Below are 23,533 nucleotides of genomic sequence, written 5' to 3' on the forward strand. Positions count from 1 at the left end.
ATCCTGCGTTGGAGACAAAATGAGCGTAAACAAAGCAGTAAAGAAAGGCGGTGAAGCAACTTCTGCGCCCCATGATAAAGAGTTTTTGTGAGGAAATTGGCCACTCAAATCACTCAAACGGTATCTATGGTAAGGCTTATTTAAAATTATTCAGGCCAATAGCTAATAAAAGGATCTGCTTATACAAAAATTTTATCGTTTTTCAAGCGCTCCCAAAATTCGCTCGCCACGGCATTACGGTTACCCAGCCAGCGCACCAGGATGATCTCCACATGGTCCGCAGGCATCTGCGGATAAATTCGTACCAGTCTACCGTCGTCAATGAGTGGAGCGGACATGCTATGAGGCATGCAGGCAATGCCCTGACCCATCGCGACCATGGGCTTGAGCGCCTCGGATACGGTCGCCTCGAAAACCCGCTTCAAGCGAGCGGGCTCAGGGTGCCGTTCGACCTGCGCTCGCGAAAGCTCATGCAATTGAGCGGTGCGCGAATAGGTCAACCAGGGAATCGTGCCTTGGGAACTTCGGCACAATCGGGCCAATGCAGGGGTCCCAACCCAATATAGCTCGTCATGCCCCAGCGATAGCACTTCAAAGTCATCACGCTGAAAGTAGCGCTGCGATTCGTCATCTCGATAAAAGAGGATGAAATCGCTTCGCCCCGACATCAGCGACATATAGTAATTTTCCGTACTCTTGTGCCCCGTATCGATACGGGTGAACAATGGCGCGTCCTGCGTGGAATAGCGTGAGATCCATTGCGGAAAAAAGTTGCATGCCAGCGTATGAAGCGAGGCGAATGTCAATGGCCGATCAATGACCTTGACGCTCTGCTCGCATTCATGAGACAGCCGGACCAGCTCAGCCGCGGCGGGTGTCAACGCCTCACCCGAGGCAGTCAGGCGAATCGGCGTCCTGCCACGATCGAACAGCTGCATGCCGAGGTGGGCTTCCAGTAGCTGGATACGCCGGCTCAGTGTCGACTGTGAGCAATTTCGAAGACGTGCAGCGGCGGTAAACTTGCCCGTTTCGGCGAGCGCCAAGAAATCCGCATACCAAATGATGTCCATAACGCCTCGCAGGGCCCGATTCGGCAGCCGTCCTGATAACCGTAAAGTACGGCATAAAATATCAAGTTATGCGCATATTAGATAGGCGATACGACAGCGGCGATCAATCGTCACTAGAGCTGCCTTGGCCAGGTGCGTAATGTTAATTGGACCTGAAGCGGCGCCATGGGCCAACGATGCATGGATCCGATAGCGCGACAGAACCATGGCGGCCCTGCATTCTTACGATGACGCTTCGCCCGCCCCCCGCGAGGGTTTCAAATGAACGCGACGAAATAGAAGGAAGAGACATGCAAAACAACAAAATGTTGGGAAAAATCGCCGCCCTGGGACTTATGAGCCTGAGTGCCGCCCATGCCGGCGCCGCCCAGGCCAGCCTGCTCGACGACGTAAAGGCACGAGACGCTCTGCGCTGCGGGGTCAGCAGCGACAAGGCCGGGTTCTCTTACCTGACCGACGACGGCCGGTGGAGCGGCATGGATGTCGATTTGTGTCGCGGTGTTGCGGCCGCGGTGCTCGGCGACGCCAGCAAGGTGGAATTCGTGGTCACCACGGCAAAGAATCGTTTCACGGCACTCGCCTCGGGGGAGATCGATGTGCTGTCACGCGCCACGACCTGGACGGCCTCGCGGGATGCCAACCTGGGCGCCGACTTCACCACACCCTGGTTCTATGACGGCCAAGGGGTGATGATACACGCCGACTTTGGCATCGATTCTATCGAAGAACTCGATGGCGCTGTCTTCTGTCTATCGCCAGGCACCACGTCCGAACAAAACCTGGAAGATTACTTCGGTCGTCGCGACCTAAGCTATCGTACCGTGGTCATCGAAAAGAGTACCGAGTTGTACAATGCCTTCCAGAAGGGACGTTGCGATGCCATTACCAACGATATGAGCGGCCTGGCCTCTCGCCGGACCCAGTTTGCCGATCCCGATGCCTTCACTCTGCTTCCCGAAGCGATCTCCAAAGAGCCTCTGGGCGCCTACGTGCCACAGGGAGACGCACAGTGGCGTGATATCGTCACATGGACTGCCTTCGCGCTGATGAATGCTGAAGAACTCGAGGTCACCTCGCATAACCTCGACACCCTTCGCGACGAGACGCAGAACCCCAATATCGCTCGCCTGCTAGGCACGGATGGGCGTATCGGCGAACGCTTCGGGCTGAGCAATGACTGGGCTTACCAAGCCATCAAGCAAGTAGGCAACTATGCGGAAATATTCGCACGCAACGTTGGCCCCGAGACACCACTGAAATTCGATCGCGGTCTTAATCGCCTATGGAGCGACGACGGCCTCCTCTACCCGGCGCCCATCCGCTAAGCGACTCCTCGCACTCAGATGTAAAACGAACGGAGCGTTCGGCACTGCCATGTCCGGGCGCTCGTTACGCACCGTGTCCCGCTACATAGTTGCATTCGCGCGGCATCGTATCGAGTAACGTTTATGTGGAACAAACGCCTGCAAAGTGCGCGCACACTCGGCGCACTGCAACAAGGAATCATCCTCGCGCTCGCCGCTGGCGCCTTCTACTTGCTGGTCAAAAATGCCAGCGCCAACCTCGATGCACTAGGCATCGCCTCGGGCTTTGGCTTTCTGAACGAGCGCGCCGGTTATGCGATCAGCTTTCACCTGATCGATTACACGCCGAACGACACTTACTTTCGCGCTTACCTGGTCGGCCTGATCAATACCCTACTCGTGTCGGGGTTGAGCATCGCCCTGGCCACCCTGCTCGGCGTTTTTCTCGGTGTCTGCCGTGTCTCGGAAAACTGGCTGCTGGGGCGGCTTAGTTATCTCGCCGTCGAATTTCTTCGTAACGTGCCATTGATCGTGCATTTGATCTGGTGGTACGGGCTCATGCTGGCGCTGCCCAACGTGCGCCAGGCCATTTCCTTGTTCGATGCGGGCTATCTCAGCAACCGCGGTCTGACCCTCGCCTGGGCCAGCGATGGCTCGCTGGTCGGTTGGGGATTACTGTGCGTCGTCGCTGGCGGGGCGACCGGTTATGCGCTGATGGCGCGTTACCGAGCCAGCCTCGAATGGAAGAGTTTCGGCCCCCCGGTCTGGCCCGCAGTCCTCACCGGCGCCATCTTGATGCCAATGATCGTTTACCTGCTCAGCGGTAGCAGTTGGCAATGGGATATCCCCGTTTCACGGGGCTTCGGATTCAGCGGCGGTATCAATCTCACCCCTGAGCTGATGGCATTGTGGCTAGCCCTTTCCTTCTACAGCGCCAGCTACATTGCCGAGATCGTGCGTGGGTCTATCCAATCTGTATCGCGCGGGCAATACGAAGCAGCCCATGCCTTGGGCTTCTCCGAAATGCCCACCATGTTCCGCCTGATCGTCCCGCAAGCGATTTATCCGATGATCCCCCAGGTCACCAGCACCTACCTCAACATCATCAAGAACTCGTCGTTGGGCGTGGTCGTCGGCTACATGGAACTGGTGTCGTCGACAGGCGGCACCACGCTCAACCAGACGGGCCAAGCCATCGAGTGCATCGCCCTGGTGATGGGGACCTATTGTGTCTTCAGCCTGGTAACGTCGCTGTTGATGAATTTCTATAACTACCGCGTCAGCCTGCGCACGCATGGTTAAGGAGCTCCCATGCCACTTTCCTCGACCATCTCTGCCACCGAGCAGCCCCATCGGCCAGAACAATCGCCGCCCCGGGAGCCCAGCGTCGTGCGTGCCAGGCGCTGGATGAAGCAAAAGCTGTTTCCGACGGCCTTCCAGTCCGTAGTAACGCTCATCACGTTGGCGCTGCTGATGTGGTTCGTGCCACGCGCCCTGGACTGGCTGATCTTCTCGGCGACCTTCACGGGCGGCAGCAAGGCCGACTGCATCGGCGATGGCGCCTGCTGGCTACCCGTTACCCAGCGCATCGAGCTGTTCGTCTACGGCTTCTACCCGGACACGCAAACCTGGCGCGTCGACATCGCGTTCGCGCTTTCGGCGTCGATCTTTCCTCTGCTATATCTCAAGCGTATCGACCGGCGTTGGGTGCTGGGTTACCTGATCGCCCTGCCGTTCGTGATGTGGTGGCTGCTCAAGGGCGGCGTGGGGCTGCCGAACGTCTCGTCGACGAAGTTCGCGGGTATCCTGGTCACTGTCTTCCTGGGTGTTATCGGCATGCTGTTCGCCCTGCCGATAGGCATCCTGCTGGCACTTGGCCGCCGCTCGAGCAAACCCGCCATCAAGCTGCTCAGCGTGCTGTATATCGAGCTGGTTCGCTCGGTGCCGGTTATTACGCTGCTGTTCATGGCCTCGCTGATGATTCAGCTATTTTTCCCCGAAGGCTTCACGATCGACATCCTGCTTCGTGTGCTGATCGTGCTGATCATGTTCACCGCCGCTTATATGGCCGAGACCATTCGGGGTGGCCTGCAGGGCATACCGCGTGGCCAGTACGAAGCCGCAAAAGCGCTGGGATTCTCCTATTGGAGGACCATGGGACTGATCATCCTTCCCCAGGTGCTACGTAACACCATCCCGCCGCTGCTGACGCAGTTTATCGGGTTATTCAAGGAAACCACGCTAGTCGTCGTCGTCGGTGTCCTGGATGTAGTAGGCATCGCCATGAGCACCACCTCCGCGCCCGAATGGCTAGGCCTGGAGCATGAAGTCTATCTCTTCCTGGCCTTCTTCTTCTTCACGATCTGCTTCGCCCTGTCCCGCTACGCGCGCCATCTTGAAAAACAATTGGAAAAGAGTCGCTCATGAGCACCGCACCGATCTCCAACGTCGTCACGCCTGCGCATGATTCCCCTGTCGTGCAGATCCAGAACCTCAACAAGTGGTATGGCAAATTCCATGCCCTCAAGGACATTTCGCTCACTGTTCAGAGTGGCGAACGTATCGTCATCTGCGGTCCCTCAGGATCGGGTAAATCCACGCTGATTCGCTGTATCAACCAGCTCGAAGTGCATCAGCAAGGCACACTCGAAGTATTGGGAGAGACGCTGGACGACAACCGTCAACGCCTGCAGCGCATCAGACGCAGCGTGGGCATGTGCTTTCAGCACTTCAACCTCTTTCCCCATCTCAGCGTACTCAAGAACTGTACGCTCCCTCAGACAGCCAATCTCGGCATCGCCCAGGCGGATGCCATCGAGCATGCATTGTCGCTTCTGGACCGTGTGCAGATGCGCGAGCACGCCAACAAGTACCCTGGCCAGCTTTCAGGCGGCCAACAGCAGCGTATCGCCATTGCTCGCGCCCTGTGCATGCGGCCCAAGGTCATGCTCTTCGACGAACCCACCTCAGCACTTGACCCCGAGATGATCGCCGAGGTACTCGAAGTCATGGTGGATCTCGCCAAGGACGGCATGACGATGCTTTGCGTCACCCATGAAATGGGCTTTGCCCGGCGCGTAGCCGATCGCGTCGTGTTCATGGACCGTGGCGAGATCGTCGAAGAGGCTCCACCCAAGCAATTTTTCGACGCTCCCCGCTCTCCTCGCACCCAACAGTTTCTTAAACAAATTCTCGATCACGGAGTCTCTGCAGCATGAACGATGCCCCCATCGCCATGGCGATTCATGGCGGCGCTGGCGTCCTGACGCCAGGCTTGTTGACCGCCCAGGATGAAAACGCCATTCACGAAGCGCTGCGACTGGCCCTCGACGCCGGCCAGCGCATACTGGAAGCGGGTGGCAGCAGTCTGGACGCTGTGGAAGCCAGTGTCGTGGTGTTGGAAGAATCTCCCTGGTTCAATGCCGGCAAGGGCGCCGTGTTCACCGACGAAGGCCATCATGAGCTCGATGCCGCCATCATGCGGGGCAGCGACCGCGCCGCCGGGGCCATTGCCGGTGTGCATCATGTCCGCAACCCGATTCGCGGCGCACGCGCCGTCATGGAACATGGCGAGCACGTCATGCTCATCGGCGAGGGTGCCGATCGCTTCCTGAAAGAACGCCAGCTCCTCCAGGTCGCCAATGACTGGTACGACACGGAACTCAGACGTCGCCAATGGCAGGACAATCGCCTTAAGGGTGGCACACCGAATCTTGAGCCCAGCCAGGCCGATCATCGTGATGGCCGGGAAGAACCGCCCAAGGGCCACAAGTTCGGCACGGTTGGCGCAGTCGCGCTCGATCGTCATGGTCATGTCGCGGCGGCCACGTCCACCGGCGGCATCACCAACAAGCGCTACTCGCGGGTCGGCGACACCCCGCTGATCGGGGCTGGTACTTGGGCCGATGACCGAAGTGCCGCGATCTCCGCCACGGGACATGGCGAGTATTTCATTCGCGCCGCAGTCACTCATGATATCGCGGCGCGCATGCGTTATGCCGGAAAGGATCTCGAGATGGCCTGCCACGATGTCGTCTTTCAGGAATTGAAAGCGCTTGGCGGGCAAGGCGGAGTCATTGCCGTCTCGCCGGATGGCAGTACCCAGTTGGTCTTCAACACACCAGGCATGTACCGCGCCTGGCGAGACAAGGAAGGCAGACTTCACACGGCGATCTATGCGCAAGACGACAGAGTGCATGGCTGAACAAGAGCGGCCGGCACCCAATGGGCCGGCCGTTTATCTGCGTAAGCGCTGGAAGCCTGGACAGTTAGGTCTTGTCTGAAAAACCAACGAGCGAAGCCCAGACAAAGGCAACATGAGCGTAAACGAAGCGGGAAAGAAAGGCGGACAGAGCAGCCATAGTGGAGGCCGAAACTCTTAATTTTGGCTGTCTGAGCTATTGATTCAAAAATGAACAGATAGGCAGAACTTCCATACATGGCTGCTAGCGGTTCTAACCGTTAGCAGCTTTTTTGGTGCAGCTACCCACCGAATATGAATAGATCCGCTTTTTCCTATTCATGTGCCATTGCCGAGCAAGACGATGGTTCCTTGAGCGCTTGCACACAGCCCTTCTCCACTCTCCCTGCTCACGAATACTTCACAGCGACAAACAGCCTGAGTTTTTCCTGCATGCAGAACGGTCGCCCGTGCAATGAGGAACTCGCCTTGTGCGGGCCTTAAGTAATTGATTTTGTATTCTGATGTCACCACCATGGATCCCAGTACACTGCCGCCGGCAAAGGTCAGTGCGTTATCTGCCGCATAGCTCACCACCCCGCCATGGACGAACCCATGCTGTTGCTTGAGCACGTCTCGAATCGGAATCTTCAGCTCCGCCTGACCTTCAGAAAAGTGGGTTAACTCCGCGTCCAATAGCTGACTGAACGGTTGAGCGGCCAGAACCTGTTGAGCTTCGTATTGTTGTACTTTCATCGCATCCATCGCTCCCCTGTAGGATTATTAGATTCGCTTGCATTAGCCGTCAGCATAAGGTGTCTCGACGAAACTCCGCGGCTTTTTCGATCAACCACTCTATGAAGCGCTGAGTCATGGGTGGAGCGGTGCCGGAAGCCGGCAGGATCAGGTCGTAGGTAAACGGGGAGGCGAGTACATGGTTCGCGCCGAACGGGCGTACGAGTACGCCACTCGCTAGACGGTCAGCGACAATAGGGTGACTGGCCAGCACGACTCCCCGCCCGGCTATCGCCTGGTCTAGCGCCAGCCCGAACAAAGAGTAGCGACGCCGGGATAACACTCTCAAGTCTGCGGCGCCTGCCGCCTCGAGCCATTCATGCCACCCCGGGAAATACTCGCTCTGCCGCGAACACCACGCCACTTCGAGAAGCGTATGGTTTACCAGATCGGCAGGCTCGGTAAGCTGCGGCTCATTTGTCACCAGGGCAGGCGCACATACAGGAAACAGCTCATCGCCAAATAATCGCTGGCTTCGCACTCCTGGCCACGGACCTCGGCCGTAGCGTATGGCGATCCGAGCGCTCTCCCCTTGCCAAGTCGGCACCGTCAAAGCCTGGCTTGCATCCAGGGAAATTTCTACACGCCCCTCTGCAGCTTCGAATTCCGCCAGACGTGGAAGCAACCATAGTTGAGCAAATGAAGGTGGCACACTCAACGTTAGCCTCGTGCCGCTCTTCGAGCGTTCACCCGCCGCCCTGATCCCAGCCGCTATCCGTTCGAGGCCAGCGTCTACATCCTCGGCTAGCTGCCGGCCAGCGTCGTTCACGCTAACGCCATTCGGATGGCGATCGAAGAGAGTCATGCCGAGCCTGGACTCGAGCTGTTTTATCTGCCGACTGACCGCACCTGGCGTCACTCCCAAATGACTTGCGGCCAACTTAAAACTCCCCTCTCGCGCCGCCTCAGCAAAGGCTCGCAGAGCATTAAGGGGCAACCGTTCGATTCGCATCTGTTGAGTTTTCCTGAGCCTAGACAGGCAGAGTAATCGTTTGGCCCGTTACTTCGCAAATGCTGCACTAGGGACTGATCAGCGTACAGGATGGCCTCATGAACTCTTCCAAAATGTCGACGAAACTCACCTCATCGGAAATAACGTGCCAAGCGACTCGTCGTCCTATCGACATGTCGGCAAGCCTACTGATGACCCTATTCTGCGTAGTGTTAGGACTCCAACAAGTCGCCATCAAGGCCGTGTCCGCCGATATTTCTCCTCTGACCCAAGTGGCAGTACGCTCCCTGATGGCTGGGGTACTCGTGATGGCACTTACATACTGGCGAGGAATAACGATCACGGATTTTCGTGTTCATCTTCGTCCGGGCATTCTGGTGGGACTGGGCTTTACCGGTGAGTTCATCTTCGTGGCATTGGGCCTGAACTACACCCTGGCGTCGCATATGTCTGTATTTCTCTACACCGCGCCGGTCTTCGCTGCCTTGGGACTGCATTTTCTGGTGCCTGGGGAACAGCTATCCAACCGCCAATGGGTCGGCATCGCTGTGGCATTTGCTGGAATGCTAGTCGCCATGGCCCCCACGACAAACAGTGCTAACGCAGGAGCCCTACTGTTAGGCGATGCGTTAGGCTTGTTAGCCGGGCTGTCCTGGGCGGCCACCACCCTTGTGCTACGCAGTTCATCGTTATCAGAGGCATCACCGGTTCAGAGCTTATGCTATCAATTGGTTGTTGCTGGCCTGCTTTTATTACCGGTGGCAGCGGTGCTTGGCGAGCTCGAGACAGTACACATCACCGAACTCGTAGTGGCGAGCATGGTTTTTCAAACTCTCGCAATCTCGTTCGGCGCGCTGCTGCTCTGGTTCGCGCTGCTACGGCGTTATCTTGCATCTCAGTTGGGTGTGTTCTCCTTCCTGTCGCCGGTATTTGGCGTCCTCTTCGGGGCCGCTCTTCTTGGGGAACCACTAACCCTCAATTTCATGTTCGGCGGAATCGCCATACTGTCAGGGATCATTCTGGTCAGCCGATGATAGAGATAAGCCATCTGCTCCGCTCTCGTACAACAGACACTAACTTCTTCCGAAAATGTGCAAGATTCGCCCCATCTTACTGGGGCGAGTCGGTAGTTTCCTGATCAAACGGCCATGCCATGGCTCATCATGATATAGCGGGCACGCCATGATAGACCATTTGTAAAGAAACGCGTGACTTTCAGTACCAATACATCGGCCACCGTTTTTCCTTGCCCACGTTATTGATGAACAGGGCAATCAATACCAGAACCATCGAGCCGGTGAGAACCGGTGTCAGTAGAAAATTAACATCGGTAATGCCCGCCATGATGACGACCAGCGGGTTTGCACCCGCCGGTGGATGGACCACGCGCAGAAACTGCACCAAGGCAATGGCCACGCCGACTCCTACCCCCATAGCCAACGGTCCCGCCCCCAGCCATTGTAGAACCAGCAAGCCCACCAGAGCCGACACCACATGCCCGCCAATGATATTCCTGGGTTGCGCCAAAGGCGCGCCGGGCGCAGCGAAGAGCAGCACGCAGGTAGCCCCGAACGGAGCCATCAACAGAGGGACTCCGGCCAGTTGGGTCAGATATGCAATCATGCTTATCCCGGCTATTCCGCCGATTAATCCAGTCAGGATCTGCAACGCACTCGGACGTCCCGGCACAATACCGGCTCCCTTCATCTTGTGAAGCATCGTGCTCCCTCCATTGAATTTAACTGTACAGACAAGTCTGTACAGTATTAAACTTAACTACCTCCGACAAGCAAAAATTTTCGCGCTGCTCAAGAGTTCTCAAACCATGTCCAAACGTGACGATATCTTGCAAACTGCGACGCGCCTATTCAACGAGCGCAGCTATCAAGCGGTAGGCGTCGACCTGATCCGCGATGAAGCCGGCGTGTCGAAGATGACGCTTTATCACTATTTCCCCGGCAAGGAAGCGCTGATTCAGGAGGTGCTGAACAGTCGTCATGAGCGATTCAAGACATCACTGGAGCGTGCCGTCCAGACAGAGACAACCGCTGAGGGCAAATTACATGCCCTATTCGATTGGCATGCACGTTGGTTCGCCTCAGCAGACTTTCATGGCTGCATGTTCATCAAGGCGGCTGAAGAGTTCGGGCAGGCGCAGGCATCCGTGCTGGCCATTTCCCGTCATCATAAGGCCTGGGTAAGAACGCTCATCGAGGACGTTCTGGCAGATATGGATAGCAACACCAAGCATATGGCGAGCCTAATCCAACTTCTCCTGGACGGCATGATCGTTAACGCGTATCTAAGCGGGCGGGAACCTGTCGATGCCGCCTGGGCCTCGCTGGCACGGCTGTTGGGCCTGGATGCGACACCTCTATCGTGTCACGGCGAGATTGATTGGCAGTAAATCCTTGTTGGCTTGCATATCGCATATTGGCTAAATGCGTCAGGGATAACTGCCTCATGGCAAGCCATGCCCAGCACCTTTGCCTGATGTGCTCAATGAGCGATTCGGCCTGCTTGCGGCCGGGAATCTCAGTTATGTCACCCAGGATTCGGAAAAGGTCAGTTATCGCGTAACTCGGCTAATGGGGAGCAGTTCAGAGGTTCATCTTATTGCGTGACTGGCCGGGCAAGGACCTGAGTCCAATACGGTGAATACTTCGAATCTGCTTGTTCGACGCTTGCCGCCCCCATCTCAGTGAATTTTCCGTTCATGATATTGGCGCAGTGTCCGGGGCTCGCGAGCCAGCCATCGACAACGGCAGCGACAGAGGCCTGACCGGCGGCAATATTCTCGCCGACTGCGGTCCAGTCGTAACCTCTGGCATTTACCCGTTCTCCGACTTCTTCCCCATCCGGACCGGTATGACTGAAGAAATCGTGCTCCGCCATGGCGCTAGAGTGAGCCTCGGCAGCCGCTTCGAGTTTACAGTTCCAAGTCAGCGGCTCCACCGCCTCAAATGTCTCGTCACCGCATTGGCGGGCCCGGCTGCGCGCCTCGTTGATGCGTTCGAGCAACGTCCGTTGTATTTCGTTTGGCTCACACTCACTTTCCAGTATTCGGTCATTGACAGGGGCTTCCTCGGTAGCCGGCGTTGATGCTTGGGAACTACCAGCGAAGCCGAAAAGAACCAGCGTAATTAGCGAAAGCGAAAATCGACGAACCGTGAAAATCATGTTACCTACTCCGTTTTCTCACGCAAAATATAGACCAAGGCTATGCTGGCCTTGCTTCCTCATTTCTCTTGAACCTGAAGCACAGGCTTACCCCAGTGCAGCCAATTACCAGGGCTCCCCCGAAGCTAGTCAGCGCGACGGCATGACCGAGGAGATCGATGAGCACCCCCGTCACGATAACCGGCAAGCTGAAGCCGATATATGCCATTAGAAAGAATCCCGCACTTGTCCGCATCTCGTTTGGCCCGGCTATCTCAAGCACGCCACTGAGCCCGCCCAGATAAACGAAGCCATAACAGGCACTACTCGCCGCAACCGTTCCCAGAAGCACGGCGGTAAGAACGCCCTCTAACGCTCCCCAGGCAATCAGGGCGTAGGCAAGCGGAAGAATGGCCAGTCCCAACTGGGTCGATGCGTAGGGGGACAACTTGCGTGCCAGCGGCTGAAACAGCACCCCACAGCTGCAGACGCCGAACGTGGCAAAACCGGACCATGCCGCCAGGCCATGCTGAGCCAGTGCTGAAGGCAGGATCGCGATGACCAGCCCCACCGTCGCCCAAGCCAGCAGCATTGATAATCCGAACACGACGGTACCGGCCGGATACGCGGGTAGACGCAGCATCGCAGTATCCTGCTGACGCGGAGCATTATCCTGCAGCCCGAGCACCAGCAGCAATGCCAGACTGCCTGCACCGAGATATAACCACAGGCTTGGTGGCGTCAGACTAGGGGCGTGTAAAACGAACAGGCTGGTAACCGCAGCGCCAAGACCAAAGCCCAGCGAGGTGCTTGCCGTCACCCAAGCTGCCGGTACCCGGGAGTCATTTCCCTTGTACAGCTCACGCATATACGTGGGCGCAACGGCTGAGGTCAGGGCAGTACCGACACCCAGCAAGAAACGCGCGATGCCCAGGGTGACAAGGCCAGGCGCCAGTATCGTCAGCGATGTGGCCAGCAGGCACAGACACAAGGCCGTTAGTATCAGCGGCCGCCGCCCGGCCCGGTCGGCGATTCCACTCAAGCCCAACAGCACCGGCAGGATGCCTGCCACATAACAGGCAAACGCTACCGTGGTCGCTCCGACACCCAGGCCCGCCCTTGCGGCCAGGGCGTCATACAGCGGTGCCTGCAGGTTCACTGCCGTGGTAACCATGCATAGCGCGAAGGAAAGAGGAAGAACGTTCAATGATTTCATGCGGCACCTGAGACGAATGACAAAAACGTCTCCACCATCACATTGGGCTCCCCTGCCGATAAGGTACACTTGCCGCTAATAAACCATGAACTGTTCTCGGTTTTTTCCGAACAGTCCTGGCCTCAGGAGTAGTCATGCAGTGAAGCTGGATCTAGACCCAAACTCGCAGACGCCGGTAGTGCAACAGTTGGTGAAAGGCATGCGCGAGTGGATTGCACAGCATGGTGCGGGTGGTGGCAGCCGCTTGCCCTCGATCCGGCGCCTGTCGTTGGAGCTGAATGTTAGTCGTAACGTGGCAATCGAGGCCTATGAACATCTCGTCGCCCAAGGGCTTGTCCGCTCCAAGCCCGGCTCAGGATTCTTCGTTGCCGAAAGCGCCGCCAGTGTTCTGTCCAGCAAGGATATGCCGCCAGCAGGGCTGGAGGAGGTAACGGATGCGATGTGGAAGCTCTTCCAAGCAGATGAGGCCAGCCTGAAGCTGGGGTGTGGCTGGCTGCCCAACAACTGGCGTGAAGGCGATGATCTGGCCTACGCCATCCGTCATGTCGCCCGACAGAATCGAGCGGGACTCTTCGAGTACAGCACGCCCATGGGTACCCCGGAGCTGCGTGTGCTGCTCCAGGAGCGTCTACGGTTGCTAGGCATCGAGACCGATGCCAACCAGATCCTGCTGACCGGCGGCGGCAGCCATGCGCTCGATCTCATCGTCCGGCTAATGCTCAAGCCGGGAGACACTGTCCTGGTCGAGTCGCCGGGCTATTACAATCTTTTAGGCCTGTTACGCCTGCAGCAGATCAAGGTGGTCGGGGTGCCCCGTCTCGTCGGCGGGCCGGATACGCAACGGTTGGCGGATCTGCTGAAAACCCACAAGCCCAGGTTGTTTTTTACCAATAGCGTCTTCCAGAACCCGACCGGCACGACCCTGTTGCCGACTGTAGCCCACCAAGTGTTGCAGCTCGCCGAGAAGCACGACTTTCAGATCATCGAAGACGATATCTATGCCGATTTCCAGCATGACCCGACCACTCGCCTGGCCGCGCTCGATGGTCTGCGCCGGGTCATCTACCTGGGCAGCTTTTCCAAGAGTCTATCCAGCTCCCTGCGTGTAGGTTTCATTGCCGCGACGCCGACACTGATGAAGCAACTGGTCGACGTCAAGATGCTGACCAGCATTGCCGCCTCGCGCTTCGCCGAGCAGGTCGTCATGACCATGCTCCAGAATGGCACCTATCGGAAACTGGCCGAACGCTTGAGGACCAAGCTTTCCGCTCAGATGGCCTCTGCGCTCAACCTGATAAGAAGCGCGGGGTGGGAGCCTTTCACGGAACCCGCCGGTGGCATGTTCATCTGGGCGCGTTACCCTACAATCGAGTGCTCAAATCAACTGGTCAAAAGCGCCCAGCATGCCGGCATTAGCCTGTCGCCGGGTCATGTGTTCCTACCTGAGGGAAACAGTTCTCCCTGGGTACGTATCAATGTTGCCTATACGCGGGATAAACGAGCCGTTCAGTTTCTTAGCAACCCTATTGACTAAACGTAGCGTTTTTACATGGCGATGCGGGGATATCATATACAATTGCGGAGTAAGGCGACGGGCAAGCCGTCGCTGAGTCCGGTAAATTTTTCGTTTACCTGATCTTGTCGCGATCACTTACGCCAGAGCGGATCTAAGCCCTCTAGCGTCAGGGGTTCTCTATAGTTGAGGGCGCAACTATCAGGCCCAGACTGAGCTATCAGGGACCACTGTAGCGAAGCGATCATGCAGCGCTGCGAGCGTGGCTCGGTGCAGCGCTTCCGCCGCCAGAGGGGGGCCACTAAGTGGATCGGGTAAATCGCGTGTAGCGCAGGCATTGGCAACCAGTGTAACGCGGTAACCGTGATCAAGCGCCGCACGCACAGTAGCACTGATGCACATGTGGGTCTGAAAGCCCGCCACGATCAGTTCTTTGCGCCCAGACATCTTCAGCGAATCGGCCAGATGGGTTCCCGTAAAACTGTTCGGTAAACGCTTGATCATGGTCAGCTCGCCGTTCTGGGGCGCTAGACCTTCGATGATAGCGGCATGTGGTCCATCAGGATCGAACGCACCTCCACTATTGCCATGATGAACGATATGAATAATCGGTGCTTCGTGCCGGCGTGCCAGCGCTAGTAGGCCGGTGCAACAAACGACCGCCTCATCCATGCCCGTCAACGGTAAACGACCATCCACATATTCTCGTTGATGGTCCACCAGAAGCAGGACTGCATCCTGCCAGTCGGCAGGTTTACGACTGGCTCCGGCAGCATCGAGCAATGTAAAGGGAGCAGACATCGACTAGGCCTCTTGCAGACAATGATATTTGGCAGTGCTAGGCGCGCATCATAGGATGGGCCAACTTGTACGCCAATTAGCGATGGAGGCACATCAGCTGTGCAAAAAAGCACAATGGCGTGGGACGATATGATGACGTTGTCCGCGCTGATTGGGGCTGGCAGCTACTCATCCTGCGCACGTGAACTGGGAATCACCCACGCCACCGTGATCCGCCGTATCCGGCGGCTGGAGGCCGCTCTGGGCAAGCCGATCGTCACGCGTGAAGAAAACGCCTTTGCGCTTACGAATATCGGCCATAGCGCGCTCGCAGCGGCACGTCAGATGGAGAAGTCAGCGGATCGCCTGCTGCGTGATGTCGAAGGCAGAGATAACAGCGTCTCGGGCATCGTGCGCATTGCCGCCACGGAGGCCTTGGGCTGCCACTTCCTGACGCCTCGATTGCCCTCGCTATATGCCGCCAATCCTGGGGTTGAGGTCCGGCTCGAGCTGGACAACCAAATCGCGAGCTTAGCCAAGCGGCGTGCTCATATCGGTGTTCGTCTCGCTCGGCCACAAGAGAAGGATATGGTAGCCAAGAGTGTCGGAACAATGCGTTTCGGGCTTTATGGCTCCAAAGACTTAGGCTTGGCCGGCGAGGCGCCCCTATGCGGCCTACATGAGGAGCGCCCAAGCTTGCCAGAAATCATTTGGCCGCAAGGCCTTGGGCGGCGCTTTGCCTTTCAGTCAAACAACCTCATTGCCGTTCGGGAGTCGGTAAGGGCCGGGCTGGGCGTCGCATTACTGCCTCACTATCTGGCGGTTACGGATACCAGGCTGAAGTTGCTGTACGAAGTACCTGATGTTGAGAGGGAAATCTGGTTGGCCTATCCCTCAGAATTCCGCGACACATCTCGCTTTCGCCCCGTCATTGATTGGCTGGCGGGTGAGCTTTCGCAGTGTCCTTAAAGGATGAGACTTACTTATAATTAATGACATTAAATCACGATTATTGGGCCGGACGACGCATCACTGCCATCAGTACTCCTGCGCCCAACAGACTACCGGCGCCGCAGCGATGCAGGATGCGGCGGAACCTGGTGGTTAATAGCCGTCCGCCACTCGTGGAAAGCAAGGTATATCCCAAGTCCGTCACGACTCCGACACATAGAAACGTCGAGAAGAGAATGCTCAGTTGGGGCAGTAACGGCTGGCCCGGCGCCACGAACTGGGGCATGAAAGCCATGAAGAAAAGTATGCTCTTGGGATTGAGAACCGTCACCAGAAACGCCTTGGCGGTGCCCAGATGTATATTGGCACCCGCAGACTCGAGGTCATTGAGGTGCCCCGCTTCACGCCACATTTTTGTTCCCAGATAAATCAGGTAAGCGGCTCCCAACCATTTGATAATGCCGAACAATTCAGCGGATGCCATTAACAGTGCCCCTACGCCTGCAAACGATAACGACATGGCAACCAAATCGCCCAGAAAGAACCCTGGCAGCATGGCAAGAGCCGCCTCGCGCCCTTGGTTGATGCCAGTGGTGATCAGTAATGCTACGGCAGGGCCCGGCGAGGCGATAATCAAGAAAGAGGCCAGCAAGAACGATAACCAGAGTTCCAGCGACATGATGGATTTCCCTGCGTTGAGTGAACTCCAGCTAATCTATCGCATTTTTCTTTACGGCGTACTGATCAGCTGCCACGCAGCTCAGCTCGTTTATCGAGGAACAGCTCCGTTAGATGATCGGCGACGACACGGACCCGCCGTGAATGGACCAGATCCGAATGCATCGCGAGCCAGATCGGCTGGTCCGCCCCCAGCTCTTCCGCTATGCACACCAGCCCGGCTTGCCGAGCCAGGAAGTGCGGCAGAACGGCAAGTCCGAGTCCGGCACGAGCGGCCGCCAGCTGTGCCGATAATGTCCGCGTCGTGAGCCGGCAAGGACGACCGCGAAGGGTGCGGTTGATCCATTGTGCTGCGGGCAGGTGACTTTGCGTCTCCGACCAGCCGATAAAATGATCGTTGTCGAATCCGGCGCGATCCGCTCCCCTCGCCCGGTTCTGAACATACCCCGGCGCGCCGTAGAGCCCAAAGCCAAGCATCCCGAGCCGCCGGATCGTGACGTTACCCCGCTCGGGCTTGACCATTCGGACCGCCAGATCGGCGTCGCGCTGGTGAAGGTTTACGGTACGGACATCGGTCACCACCTCCATGCTGAGCTCAGGGTGCCGAGCGAACAACTGCGGCAGCGAAGGGAGAATCAGCGGATTCGCGAGATTTTCTGCCGTCGCCAGCCGAACACAACCCGCCACTTGCCCCTGCCCTTTTGCCGCTGCGCCAAAGGCATGTCCCGCCTGCTCTAACGCCTCCGCCCCCCCGACCAACACCGCCCCATCATCCGTTAGCCGATACCCGCTCTGATGGCGGCTGAAGAGCGGCACACCGAGCGCGGCCTCCAAGCGTTCGAGCCGGCGCGTTGTCGTGGCAAGCCCGATGCCAAGTGTCCTGGCCGCCGCACTAAGCGTGCCGGTGCGGGCAATCGCCAGAAACACGCGAGCATCATCCCAACACAGACGAGAGGATATTGTCTTTCCGTTTTCGGAAAACGGAGTCCCGTTATTGTCCATAGTTTTCATTAAGCCAGGAAACCATACTCTCCCTGACTTCAACAAGGAGACGCGCAATGCAACGACGCAAACTGGGAGTGGACTTCGAGGTATCAGCTATCGGCCTGGGCTGCATGGGCATGAGCGAATTCTACGGGCCACGTGACGACCAAGAGTCGCTGAACGTGCTCGAACGGGCGATCGAGTTGGGTGTCGATTTCTTCGACACTGCCGATATGTATGGCTCACATCACAACGAGGAGCTTATCGGGCGCTTTCTTGACTCGCGCCGCCCAAGCGTTCGGATCGCGACCAAATTCGGCATCGTCCGCGAACCGGGGGAATACCGTCGCCGCCTCGACAATAGCTCCGACTACGCAAGACAGTCTTGTGAGGCCTCGCTCAAGCGGCTCGGTATCGAACGAATCGACCTTTATTACGTGCACCGAATCGATCCATCGCGCCCCATCGAGGAAACGATGGAAGGGCTCGCCGCATTGGTCTGCGAGGGCAAGATCGACCGTATCGGACTTTGCGAAGTCAGCGCGTCGACCCTGCGCCGGGCACATGCCATTCACCCAGTGACGGCGGTGCAAACGGAATACTCGCTGTGGACGCGTGAGGTAGAAGCCGAAGTATTGCCTACCTGTCGAGAACTCGGTATTGGCTTCGTGCCCTATTCTCCGCTCGGCCGAGGCTTTCTTACCGGACGCTTTCAAGGCGTCGATAACTTCGAGACGGGAGATTTTCGTCCGGCACTGCCCCGCTTTACACCCGAGAACATGGCGGCGAACCAATCGCTAGTCGAGGTGATTGGCAACCTGGCCGGACGCAAAGGCTGCACGAATGCACAAATCGCGCTCGCCTGGCTGCTCGCCCAGGGTGACGACATTGTGCCTATTCCCGGCACGAAGCGGCACGCGTATCTGGAGGATAATGTTGGTGCGGTCGATATTGCGCTGGGCACCGAAGAGCTGGAAGAACTCGATAACGCTACCGCCCGTCTTCCTGTAGCCGGTGCCCGTTACACCGAGGAAGGCATGAAAGGAGTGAACACATGAGCACAATCCAAGACTACCAATCGTCGTGATCGCGCGCCTCATTCATAACCTCTGCTTCCTCCGCGGCAGTCGCACTGGCCATTGCCGACAGCTGCCAATGCGCGGCGCTGAAGTCACTATCGTCGACAAAGCTATGATCCTTGGGCGAAATGAGCGGCACCTCCCGTAGTGCCGCTACCGGCCCTGATGCTGAATACATCTGCTGTAGTTAAACTACAACGACCTGTGCATCTAATGGCGCTTTGTGGGACGTCGCCTCCTGGCCCATAGTAGAGTCACGGTTCAGGGCAGGGTATCGCTATCTCGATTCACTGACCTGACCCCAGGCTACACAACCTGAGCGCCATGTATTTCTTTGATCCAGGCGCCAGAAGCGAGGGTCTTGGACGCTTATGACCCTGTCGCAGTTGCAGCATTAGGCACTTATCCGGCCCGGCATGCGTAGCTAAGGCACCAGAACGCCATCGGAGATGGCAGCCCAAGACGGGATTCCCCCAGGGTATGATGACCTTACATGAGGAACGAACCATGAACTGCACACAACTGACCCAGCAAGCCGACCTTATCGCCAGCAGCTTCAGCAAGTTGGATCTTGCCAAGCTGGTGGTGGCGCTGAAATCCAGCGGCGACTCTCTGCAGCATGCCGTCGAGGTGCTCGACACGATCAGTGTTCGCCACGGCTATACTCTCGACCAAGCCTGGGACGAAGTGCGCGCAGGCGAGACTCGCATCATGGCCGTCAACGACGACTGATTACCCTCCCCTGGCGTGAGCATCTACCCATCGGCCCAGCAGGTTTCGAGGGGTGCGCCACACCGTCTAGAGCCGAGGCCGCATGGTCTCGGCTCACCTGTACTTCGACGAGCGGTCTAGATCGGCATGATACGGGCCGGTACTTGCCGAGGTTAGATGAGTTTCGACATGTCGGTGATCACTCCACCACGACCGACCGGCACATCATCGCCCCTACATTCCACCCTTCTCGATACGCGATGGGGCAACGACTCCTGCCCCATCTTGCCCCTCATTAGTTAAGGTGTCATGGTTATCTGAGAATGCCTATCAATTCTCCATGAGGAACGTGCGCTGTGTTCATCGCCATGAATCGCTTCCGGGTCAATCCCGAGAGAACGCAAGAGTTCGAACAGATCTGGCTGGAGCGGGAGACCCACCTGCAGGGCCTGCCCGGGTTCGTCGAGTTCCACATGCTGCGCGGCCCCGAGGAGGAGGATCACGTGCTCTACGCCTCCCATACAATCTGGCGTTCGCGTGAGGATTTCGAGGCCTGGACGCACTCCGAGGCGTTTCGCGCCGCGCATGCCAATGCCGGCCAGAGCCGCCGCGAGGGACTGTATCTCGGCCCGCCAAAGTTCGAGGGCTTCGAGGTCATCCAGACCATCGGTGATACGGGCAACACCTGAACGCACCAATGACTGAGCACCATAGCGAAGCGCCGCTGGCAGTCGTCACCGGCGCCAATACCGGGCTGGGCCTGGCCACCGCCAGCGGACTGCTCCGCCAGAACTACCGCGTCATCGTGGCTGCACGCAATACCGAAAAGGGCCGCGCGGCAGTCGATGCGCTGCGCGACGAGAGCCCAGGGGCGGATGTGCGTTTCGAGCCGCTCGACCTGGATAGCTTGGACTCGGTACGCGATTTTGCCGCCCGGCTACGCGCCAGCGAACCCTCGCTGGCGCGGCTGATCAACAATGCCGGCATCATGGCGCTACCGACCCGGGAATTGACCCTCGATGGCTTCGAGCGCCAATTCGGCGTCAACTACCTGGGCCACTTCCTGCTCACCAGCCTGTTGCTTCCCTTGCTGGTAGCGGCGGCGCAGGCGCCGCGCGTGGTGCAGCTCTCGAGCCTGGCGCACCGCGGCGGGCGCATCGATTTCGACGATCTGCATGGCGAGCGCCACTACGACCCGTGGCACGCCTACCGTCAGTCCAAACTCGCCATGTTGCTGTTCAGCCAGACTCTCCAGCATCACAGCGATGCCGAAGGCTGGGGGCTGACCAGCCTGGCGGCGCACCCCGGCCTCGCGCGTACGGCGCTGTTCGATCATGGCGTCAAAAGCCGCGCCGTGGTGGGTCGCCTTTTCAAATCATTGATGCCTTTTATCACTCAGACCTCGATCGACGGCGCGCGCCCTACCCTCTACGCAGCCACCGCCAACGACGTTCGTCCCGGTGATTACATCGGCCCTGCCGGTATCGCCGAGACACGCGGTGCGCCCAAACGCGCTCATGTTGCCCCTGTTGGCCGGGATCACGCCGTTGCCGATCGGCTTTGGCAGGTTTCCTGCGAACTGACCGGGGCGACGTGGCACAAGGCGTAAGTGGCCCTCAAGCTTGCATGGCGTGAGTTCAATCTCGGATTTCCAAGCTAGATGGGCAAGAATGCACTCAAGCTATCTCGCCCATGACCTCCGTCTCTTCATCCGCTGCTGCCTCGTTGGCCACGACCGGCAGTTGCCAATGATTGGCACTGAAGCCGCTATCAACCTGGATGCGTTCGGCGACCATATCGACGAAGCTACGCACCTTGGGCGAGATGAGCTTGCCGCTGGGGAATACCGCGTTGAGCTCGGTTTCCGGCCCCGACCAGCCCTCTAGCACACGATGCAGCTGGTTTCCCTCGGGGCCCCAGCACGCCACGATTTCGCTGGCCAGCATCAGCCCATGGCCCTCGATAAGCAGGCGACGCAGCACGAACGGATCGTTGGCCACGGCAATGGGTTCGACAGCAATGTCTTCCTGTCGCGAACCGTTCTGCAATTGCCAGAAGTAACGCTGATTGCGCCGATCCTTGCCCTGCGCCAGTACCGGATGATGGGCCAGCTCGGCGGGCGTACGCGGCTCGCCGTGACGGGCGAGATAGCGTTCGCTGGCATAGACGTACGAGTGATAGTGCGCCAGAGGGCGGGCGACCAGGCTGGAGTCCGGCAGGTTGCCGACCCGCAGAGCCACGTCAATCTGATGGGCGACCAGGTCGAGGTGCTCGTTCGACAGCACCAGATCGATCCTGACCTCGGGATAGCGTTCGCGGAAATCGCGGATCAGTGTCGAGATGAATTCCGTACACACCGTGAAGGGTGCAGTGACTCGCAGCCAGCCGCGGGGACTGCCTTCCAGCTGATGCACGGCGCTCTCCGCCTCGCTCAGGTCCTGAGTGATGCGATTGCAATATTCATAGTAGACACCACCGGCTTCGGTGAGGCTCAGCCGGCGCGTCGTGCGATGCAACAAGCGCGCACCCAAACGCTTTTCCAGGCCCTGCAGTTTGCGGCTCACCGTGGTCTTGGGAATACCCAAGAGTTTCGAAGCAGCGGTAAAACTTCCCTGCTCCACCACCTTGGCAAAGATCAAGGCGTCGTTGAGATCCTGCAGCATATCGTTGTCCTTGCCGTGCATGAGTCCAGGGAGGGGCCTTGCTACGGGGCGAACGGGTGCACGGTGACTATCCCGCCACTGGAACAGTATTTCCCTCCAAACCCGACTAATCAAGTCGGGTTAACCTATTTAATCTTTTCGCTCCACCCACGCCGAATGTCGATTGCACCCCTCCCCCAACGATTATTTCCAGAACGGGGGCACGCGACGATTACCCGCCACGAGCCGGCTGGCGCAGGTGCCGATAAGCGACTGGTTAAAGAGGCCTCATCCATGAACGTCCACAAGATGTTCCGCTCCTTGCGCTCCTCGCCCACGGCGATGGCGATGGCGACTTCCATTCTGCTGGGGGCGGCCCTGCTCGCGGGTTGCGACAGCCAGGCGGAAAGCACCCAGCAGGCCCCGCCGCCGCCCGAGGTCAGCGTGGCCGAGGTGCTGGTGCAGGACGTGCGTTACTGGGACGAGTTCACCGGCCACGTCGAAGCGGTGGAGACGGTCGAGTTGCGCCCGCGTGTCAGCGGCTACATCGAGCGCATCAACTACACCGAAGGCCAGTTGGTCGACGCGGGCGATGTGCTGTTCGTCATCGACCAGCGCCCCTACCAGGCGGAATTGTCCCGGGCCGAGGCCGACCTCAAGCGCGCCGAGGCTAATGCCGAGTTGGCCCGCGCCCAGGCCGCCAGGGCCGAGACCCTGGCCAAGAGCCGCGCCATCGCCCGCGAAGAACTCGACCAGCGCCGCGCAGCGAGCGCCCAGGCGGCCGCCGACGTGCTGGCATCGCGGGCCGGCGTGGCGACCGCCAGCCTGAACATGGCCTACACCGAGGTGCGCGCGCCCATCGCCGGGCGCACCGGCCGCGCGCTGGTCACCGCCGGCAACCTAGTCTCCGAAGCCTCGCCGTTGACGACCATCGTGTCGATGGATCAGGTCCATGTGCACTTCTACGCCGACGAGCAGAGCTACTTGCGTTACGACGCGCTGGCCCGTGCCGGCGAGCGCCGCAGCTCGCGTGATGAGCGCACGCCGGTGCGGGTCGGCCTGGCCACGGATAGCGGCTACCCCTACGAGGGACAAGTGGACTTCGTCGACAATCAATTGAACGCGGCGGCCGGCACCATCCTGATGCGCGCCGTGCTCGACAACCGCGACGGCCACTTCGCCCCGGGCATGTTCGCCCGCGTGCAGCTACGCGGCGGCAGCGACGATCGGGCGCTGCTGATCGACGACAAGGCGGTGCTGACCGACCAGGATCGCAAGTTCGTCTACGTCGTGGACGAACAGGGTCTGGCGGTACGCAAGGACATCCAGCTCGGCCGCATGGTCGAGGGCTTGCGGGTGGTCGAGTCCGGGCTCGCCAGTGGCGATCGCATCGTGGTGCGCGGCGTGCAGCGGATCTTCTTCCCCGGCATGCCGGTGGCCGCGCAAAGCGTCGCCATGCGCGATTCGAAGCCTTCGATGGATCTCTCAGCGGCTCATTGACGACCCCCTGATGTGTCTC

Annotated in this window: 24 protein-coding genes; 14 read left to right on the forward strand and 10 right to left on the reverse strand. The window is 58.6% G+C overall.

Features of this window, described 5'->3' with window-relative positions; translation table 11 throughout:
- Positions 1-179 precede the first annotated feature (179 nt).
- Positions 180-1,070 (reverse strand): LysR family transcriptional regulator, encoded by an 891-nt coding sequence (locus ACW4DH_RS08185; protein WP_459635880.1) that lies wholly within the window; start codon positions 1,068-1,070, stop codon positions 180-182.
- A 290-nt stretch (positions 1,071-1,360) separates the two neighbouring features.
- Here ACW4DH_RS08185 and ACW4DH_RS08190 point away from each other — a divergent pair, with 290 nt between their 5' ends.
- The 5 genes from ACW4DH_RS08190 to ACW4DH_RS08210 all read left to right on the forward strand — a co-directional run bounded on the left by ACW4DH_RS08190 (position 1,361) and on the right by ACW4DH_RS08210 (position 6,578).
- The gene (locus tag ACW4DH_RS08190; protein WP_459635881.1) at positions 1,361-2,395 is read left to right on the forward strand and encodes an amino acid ABC transporter substrate-binding protein; all 1,035 of its coding nucleotides are present in this window, start codon (positions 1,361-1,363) and stop codon (positions 2,393-2,395) included.
- A 123-nt stretch (positions 2,396-2,518) separates the two neighbouring features.
- Positions 2,519-3,676 (forward strand): amino acid ABC transporter permease, encoded by a 1,158-nt coding sequence (locus ACW4DH_RS08195; protein ID WP_459635882.1) that lies wholly within the window; start codon positions 2,519-2,521, stop codon positions 3,674-3,676.
- Between the two features lie 9 nt (positions 3,677-3,685).
- A complete protein-coding gene (locus ACW4DH_RS08200) occupies positions 3,686-4,801 on the forward strand; it encodes an amino acid ABC transporter permease (protein WP_459635883.1) in 1,116 nt (371 codons plus the stop codon).
- Positions 4,798-5,592: an amino acid ABC transporter ATP-binding protein gene (locus ACW4DH_RS08205; protein WP_459635884.1), complete on the forward strand. Its 795-nt coding sequence runs from the start codon at positions 4,798-4,800 to the stop codon at positions 5,590-5,592. The genes ACW4DH_RS08200 and ACW4DH_RS08205 overlap by 4 nt, the downstream gene beginning before the upstream one ends.
- Positions 5,589-6,578, forward strand: coding sequence for an isoaspartyl peptidase/L-asparaginase family protein (locus ACW4DH_RS08210; protein ID WP_459635885.1), 990 nt, complete (start codon positions 5,589-5,591; stop codon positions 6,576-6,578). Before ACW4DH_RS08205 ends, ACW4DH_RS08210 begins: the two co-directional genes overlap by 4 nt.
- Positions 6,579-6,893: 315 nt before the next feature.
- Here the strand turns inward: ACW4DH_RS08210 and ACW4DH_RS08215 are convergent, their stop codons facing one another.
- Together ACW4DH_RS08215 and ACW4DH_RS08220 are read right to left on the reverse strand one after the other, a co-directional pair.
- Positions 6,894-7,319, reverse strand: a complete 426-nt coding sequence (locus ACW4DH_RS08215; RefSeq protein WP_459635886.1) for a PaaI family thioesterase — start codon at positions 7,317-7,319, stop codon at positions 6,894-6,896.
- A gap of 40 nt (positions 7,320-7,359) precedes the next feature.
- Positions 7,360-8,301, reverse strand: a complete 942-nt coding sequence (locus ACW4DH_RS08220; RefSeq protein WP_459635887.1) for a LysR substrate-binding domain-containing protein — start codon at positions 8,299-8,301, stop codon at positions 7,360-7,362.
- A 98-nt stretch (positions 8,302-8,399) separates the two neighbouring features.
- On the opposite strand from ACW4DH_RS08220, the gene ACW4DH_RS08225 reads away from it, so the two are divergent.
- Complete coding sequence (locus tag ACW4DH_RS08225) at positions 8,400-9,335, forward strand: DMT family transporter (RefSeq protein ID WP_459635888.1); 936 nt, start codon at positions 8,400-8,402, stop codon at positions 9,333-9,335.
- A 181-nt stretch (positions 9,336-9,516) separates the two neighbouring features.
- Here the strand turns inward: ACW4DH_RS08225 and ACW4DH_RS08230 are convergent, their stop codons facing one another.
- Positions 9,517-9,924 carry an HPP family protein gene (locus tag ACW4DH_RS08230; RefSeq protein WP_459635889.1) on the reverse strand — a complete coding sequence of 136 codons (408 nt, stop codon included), beginning with the start codon at positions 9,922-9,924 and terminating at the stop codon, positions 9,517-9,519.
- Between the two features lie 97 nt (positions 9,925-10,021).
- Between ACW4DH_RS08230 and ACW4DH_RS08235 the strand changes: the two genes are divergently transcribed.
- Entirely contained in the window at positions 10,022-10,708 is a 687-nt protein-coding gene (locus tag ACW4DH_RS08235) for a TetR/AcrR family transcriptional regulator (protein ID WP_459635890.1), read from the forward strand.
- Between the two features lie 206 nt (positions 10,709-10,914).
- On the opposite strand, the gene ACW4DH_RS08240 is transcribed toward ACW4DH_RS08235, so the two are convergent.
- Positions 10,915-11,481, reverse strand: a complete 567-nt coding sequence (locus ACW4DH_RS08240; RefSeq protein WP_459635891.1) for a CAP domain-containing protein — start codon at positions 11,479-11,481, stop codon at positions 10,915-10,917.
- A gap of 40 nt (positions 11,482-11,521) precedes the next feature.
- Positions 11,522-12,676, reverse strand: coding sequence for an MFS transporter (locus ACW4DH_RS08245; RefSeq protein WP_459635892.1), 1,155 nt, complete (start codon positions 12,674-12,676; stop codon positions 11,522-11,524).
- A gap of 139 nt (positions 12,677-12,815) precedes the next feature.
- Here ACW4DH_RS08245 and ACW4DH_RS08250 point away from each other — a divergent pair, with 139 nt between their 5' ends.
- Positions 12,816-14,210 (forward strand): aminotransferase-like domain-containing protein, encoded by a 1,395-nt coding sequence (locus ACW4DH_RS08250; RefSeq protein ID WP_459635893.1) that lies wholly within the window; start codon positions 12,816-12,818, stop codon positions 14,208-14,210.
- 180 nt (positions 14,211-14,390) lie between these two features.
- On the opposite strand, the gene ACW4DH_RS08255 is transcribed toward ACW4DH_RS08250, so the two are convergent.
- Positions 14,391-14,990 carry a cysteine hydrolase family protein gene (locus ACW4DH_RS08255; protein ID WP_459635894.1) on the reverse strand — a complete coding sequence of 200 codons (600 nt, stop codon included), beginning with the start codon at positions 14,988-14,990 and terminating at the stop codon, positions 14,391-14,393.
- Positions 14,991-15,104: 114 nt separating this feature from the next.
- Between ACW4DH_RS08255 and ACW4DH_RS08260 the strand changes: the two genes are divergently transcribed.
- The gene (locus ACW4DH_RS08260; RefSeq protein WP_459635895.1) at positions 15,105-15,938 is read left to right on the forward strand and encodes a LysR family transcriptional regulator; all 834 of its coding nucleotides are present in this window, start codon (positions 15,105-15,107) and stop codon (positions 15,936-15,938) included.
- Between the two features lie 40 nt (positions 15,939-15,978).
- Here ACW4DH_RS08260 and ACW4DH_RS08265 read toward each other — a convergent pair whose 3' ends face one another.
- Together ACW4DH_RS08265 and ACW4DH_RS08270 are read right to left on the reverse strand one after the other, a co-directional pair.
- The gene (locus ACW4DH_RS08265) at positions 15,979-16,599 is read right to left on the reverse strand and encodes a LysE family translocator (RefSeq protein ID WP_459635896.1); all 621 of its coding nucleotides are present in this window, start codon (positions 16,597-16,599) and stop codon (positions 15,979-15,981) included.
- A 65-nt stretch (positions 16,600-16,664) separates the two neighbouring features.
- A complete protein-coding gene (locus ACW4DH_RS08270) occupies positions 16,665-17,600 on the reverse strand; it encodes a LysR family transcriptional regulator (RefSeq protein WP_459635897.1) in 936 nt (311 codons plus the stop codon).
- Positions 17,601-17,656: 56 nt separating this feature from the next.
- Here ACW4DH_RS08270 and ACW4DH_RS08275 point away from each other — a divergent pair, with 56 nt between their 5' ends.
- From ACW4DH_RS08275 to ACW4DH_RS08290, 4 genes are all read left to right on the forward strand, one after another.
- On the forward strand, positions 17,657-18,640 hold the full coding sequence (locus ACW4DH_RS08275) for an aldo/keto reductase (protein ID WP_459635898.1): 984 nt from the start codon (positions 17,657-17,659) through the stop codon (positions 18,638-18,640).
- 528 nt (positions 18,641-19,168) lie between these two features.
- Positions 19,169-19,393: a hypothetical protein gene (locus ACW4DH_RS08280; RefSeq protein WP_459635899.1), complete on the forward strand. Its 225-nt coding sequence runs from the start codon at positions 19,169-19,171 to the stop codon at positions 19,391-19,393.
- Between the two features lie 335 nt (positions 19,394-19,728).
- The gene (locus ACW4DH_RS08285) at positions 19,729-20,061 is read left to right on the forward strand and encodes an antibiotic biosynthesis monooxygenase family protein (protein WP_459635900.1); all 333 of its coding nucleotides are present in this window, start codon (positions 19,729-19,731) and stop codon (positions 20,059-20,061) included.
- 8 nt (positions 20,062-20,069) lie between these two features.
- Entirely contained in the window at positions 20,070-20,981 is a 912-nt protein-coding gene (locus tag ACW4DH_RS08290) for an oxidoreductase (protein WP_459635901.1), read from the forward strand.
- Between the two features lie 67 nt (positions 20,982-21,048).
- On the opposite strand, the gene ACW4DH_RS08295 is transcribed toward ACW4DH_RS08290, so the two are convergent.
- Entirely contained in the window at positions 21,049-22,035 is a 987-nt protein-coding gene (locus tag ACW4DH_RS08295) for a LysR family transcriptional regulator (protein ID WP_459635902.1), read from the reverse strand.
- Positions 22,036-22,356: 321 nt separating this feature from the next.
- Between ACW4DH_RS08295 and ACW4DH_RS08300 the strand changes: the two genes are divergently transcribed.
- Complete coding sequence (locus ACW4DH_RS08300; protein ID WP_459635967.1) at positions 22,357-23,514, forward strand: efflux RND transporter periplasmic adaptor subunit; 1,158 nt, start codon at positions 22,357-22,359, stop codon at positions 23,512-23,514.
- The last annotated feature ends 19 nt before the right edge of the window (positions 23,515-23,533 follow it).

This window comes from Halomonas sp. WWR20, from assembly GCF_054602495.1.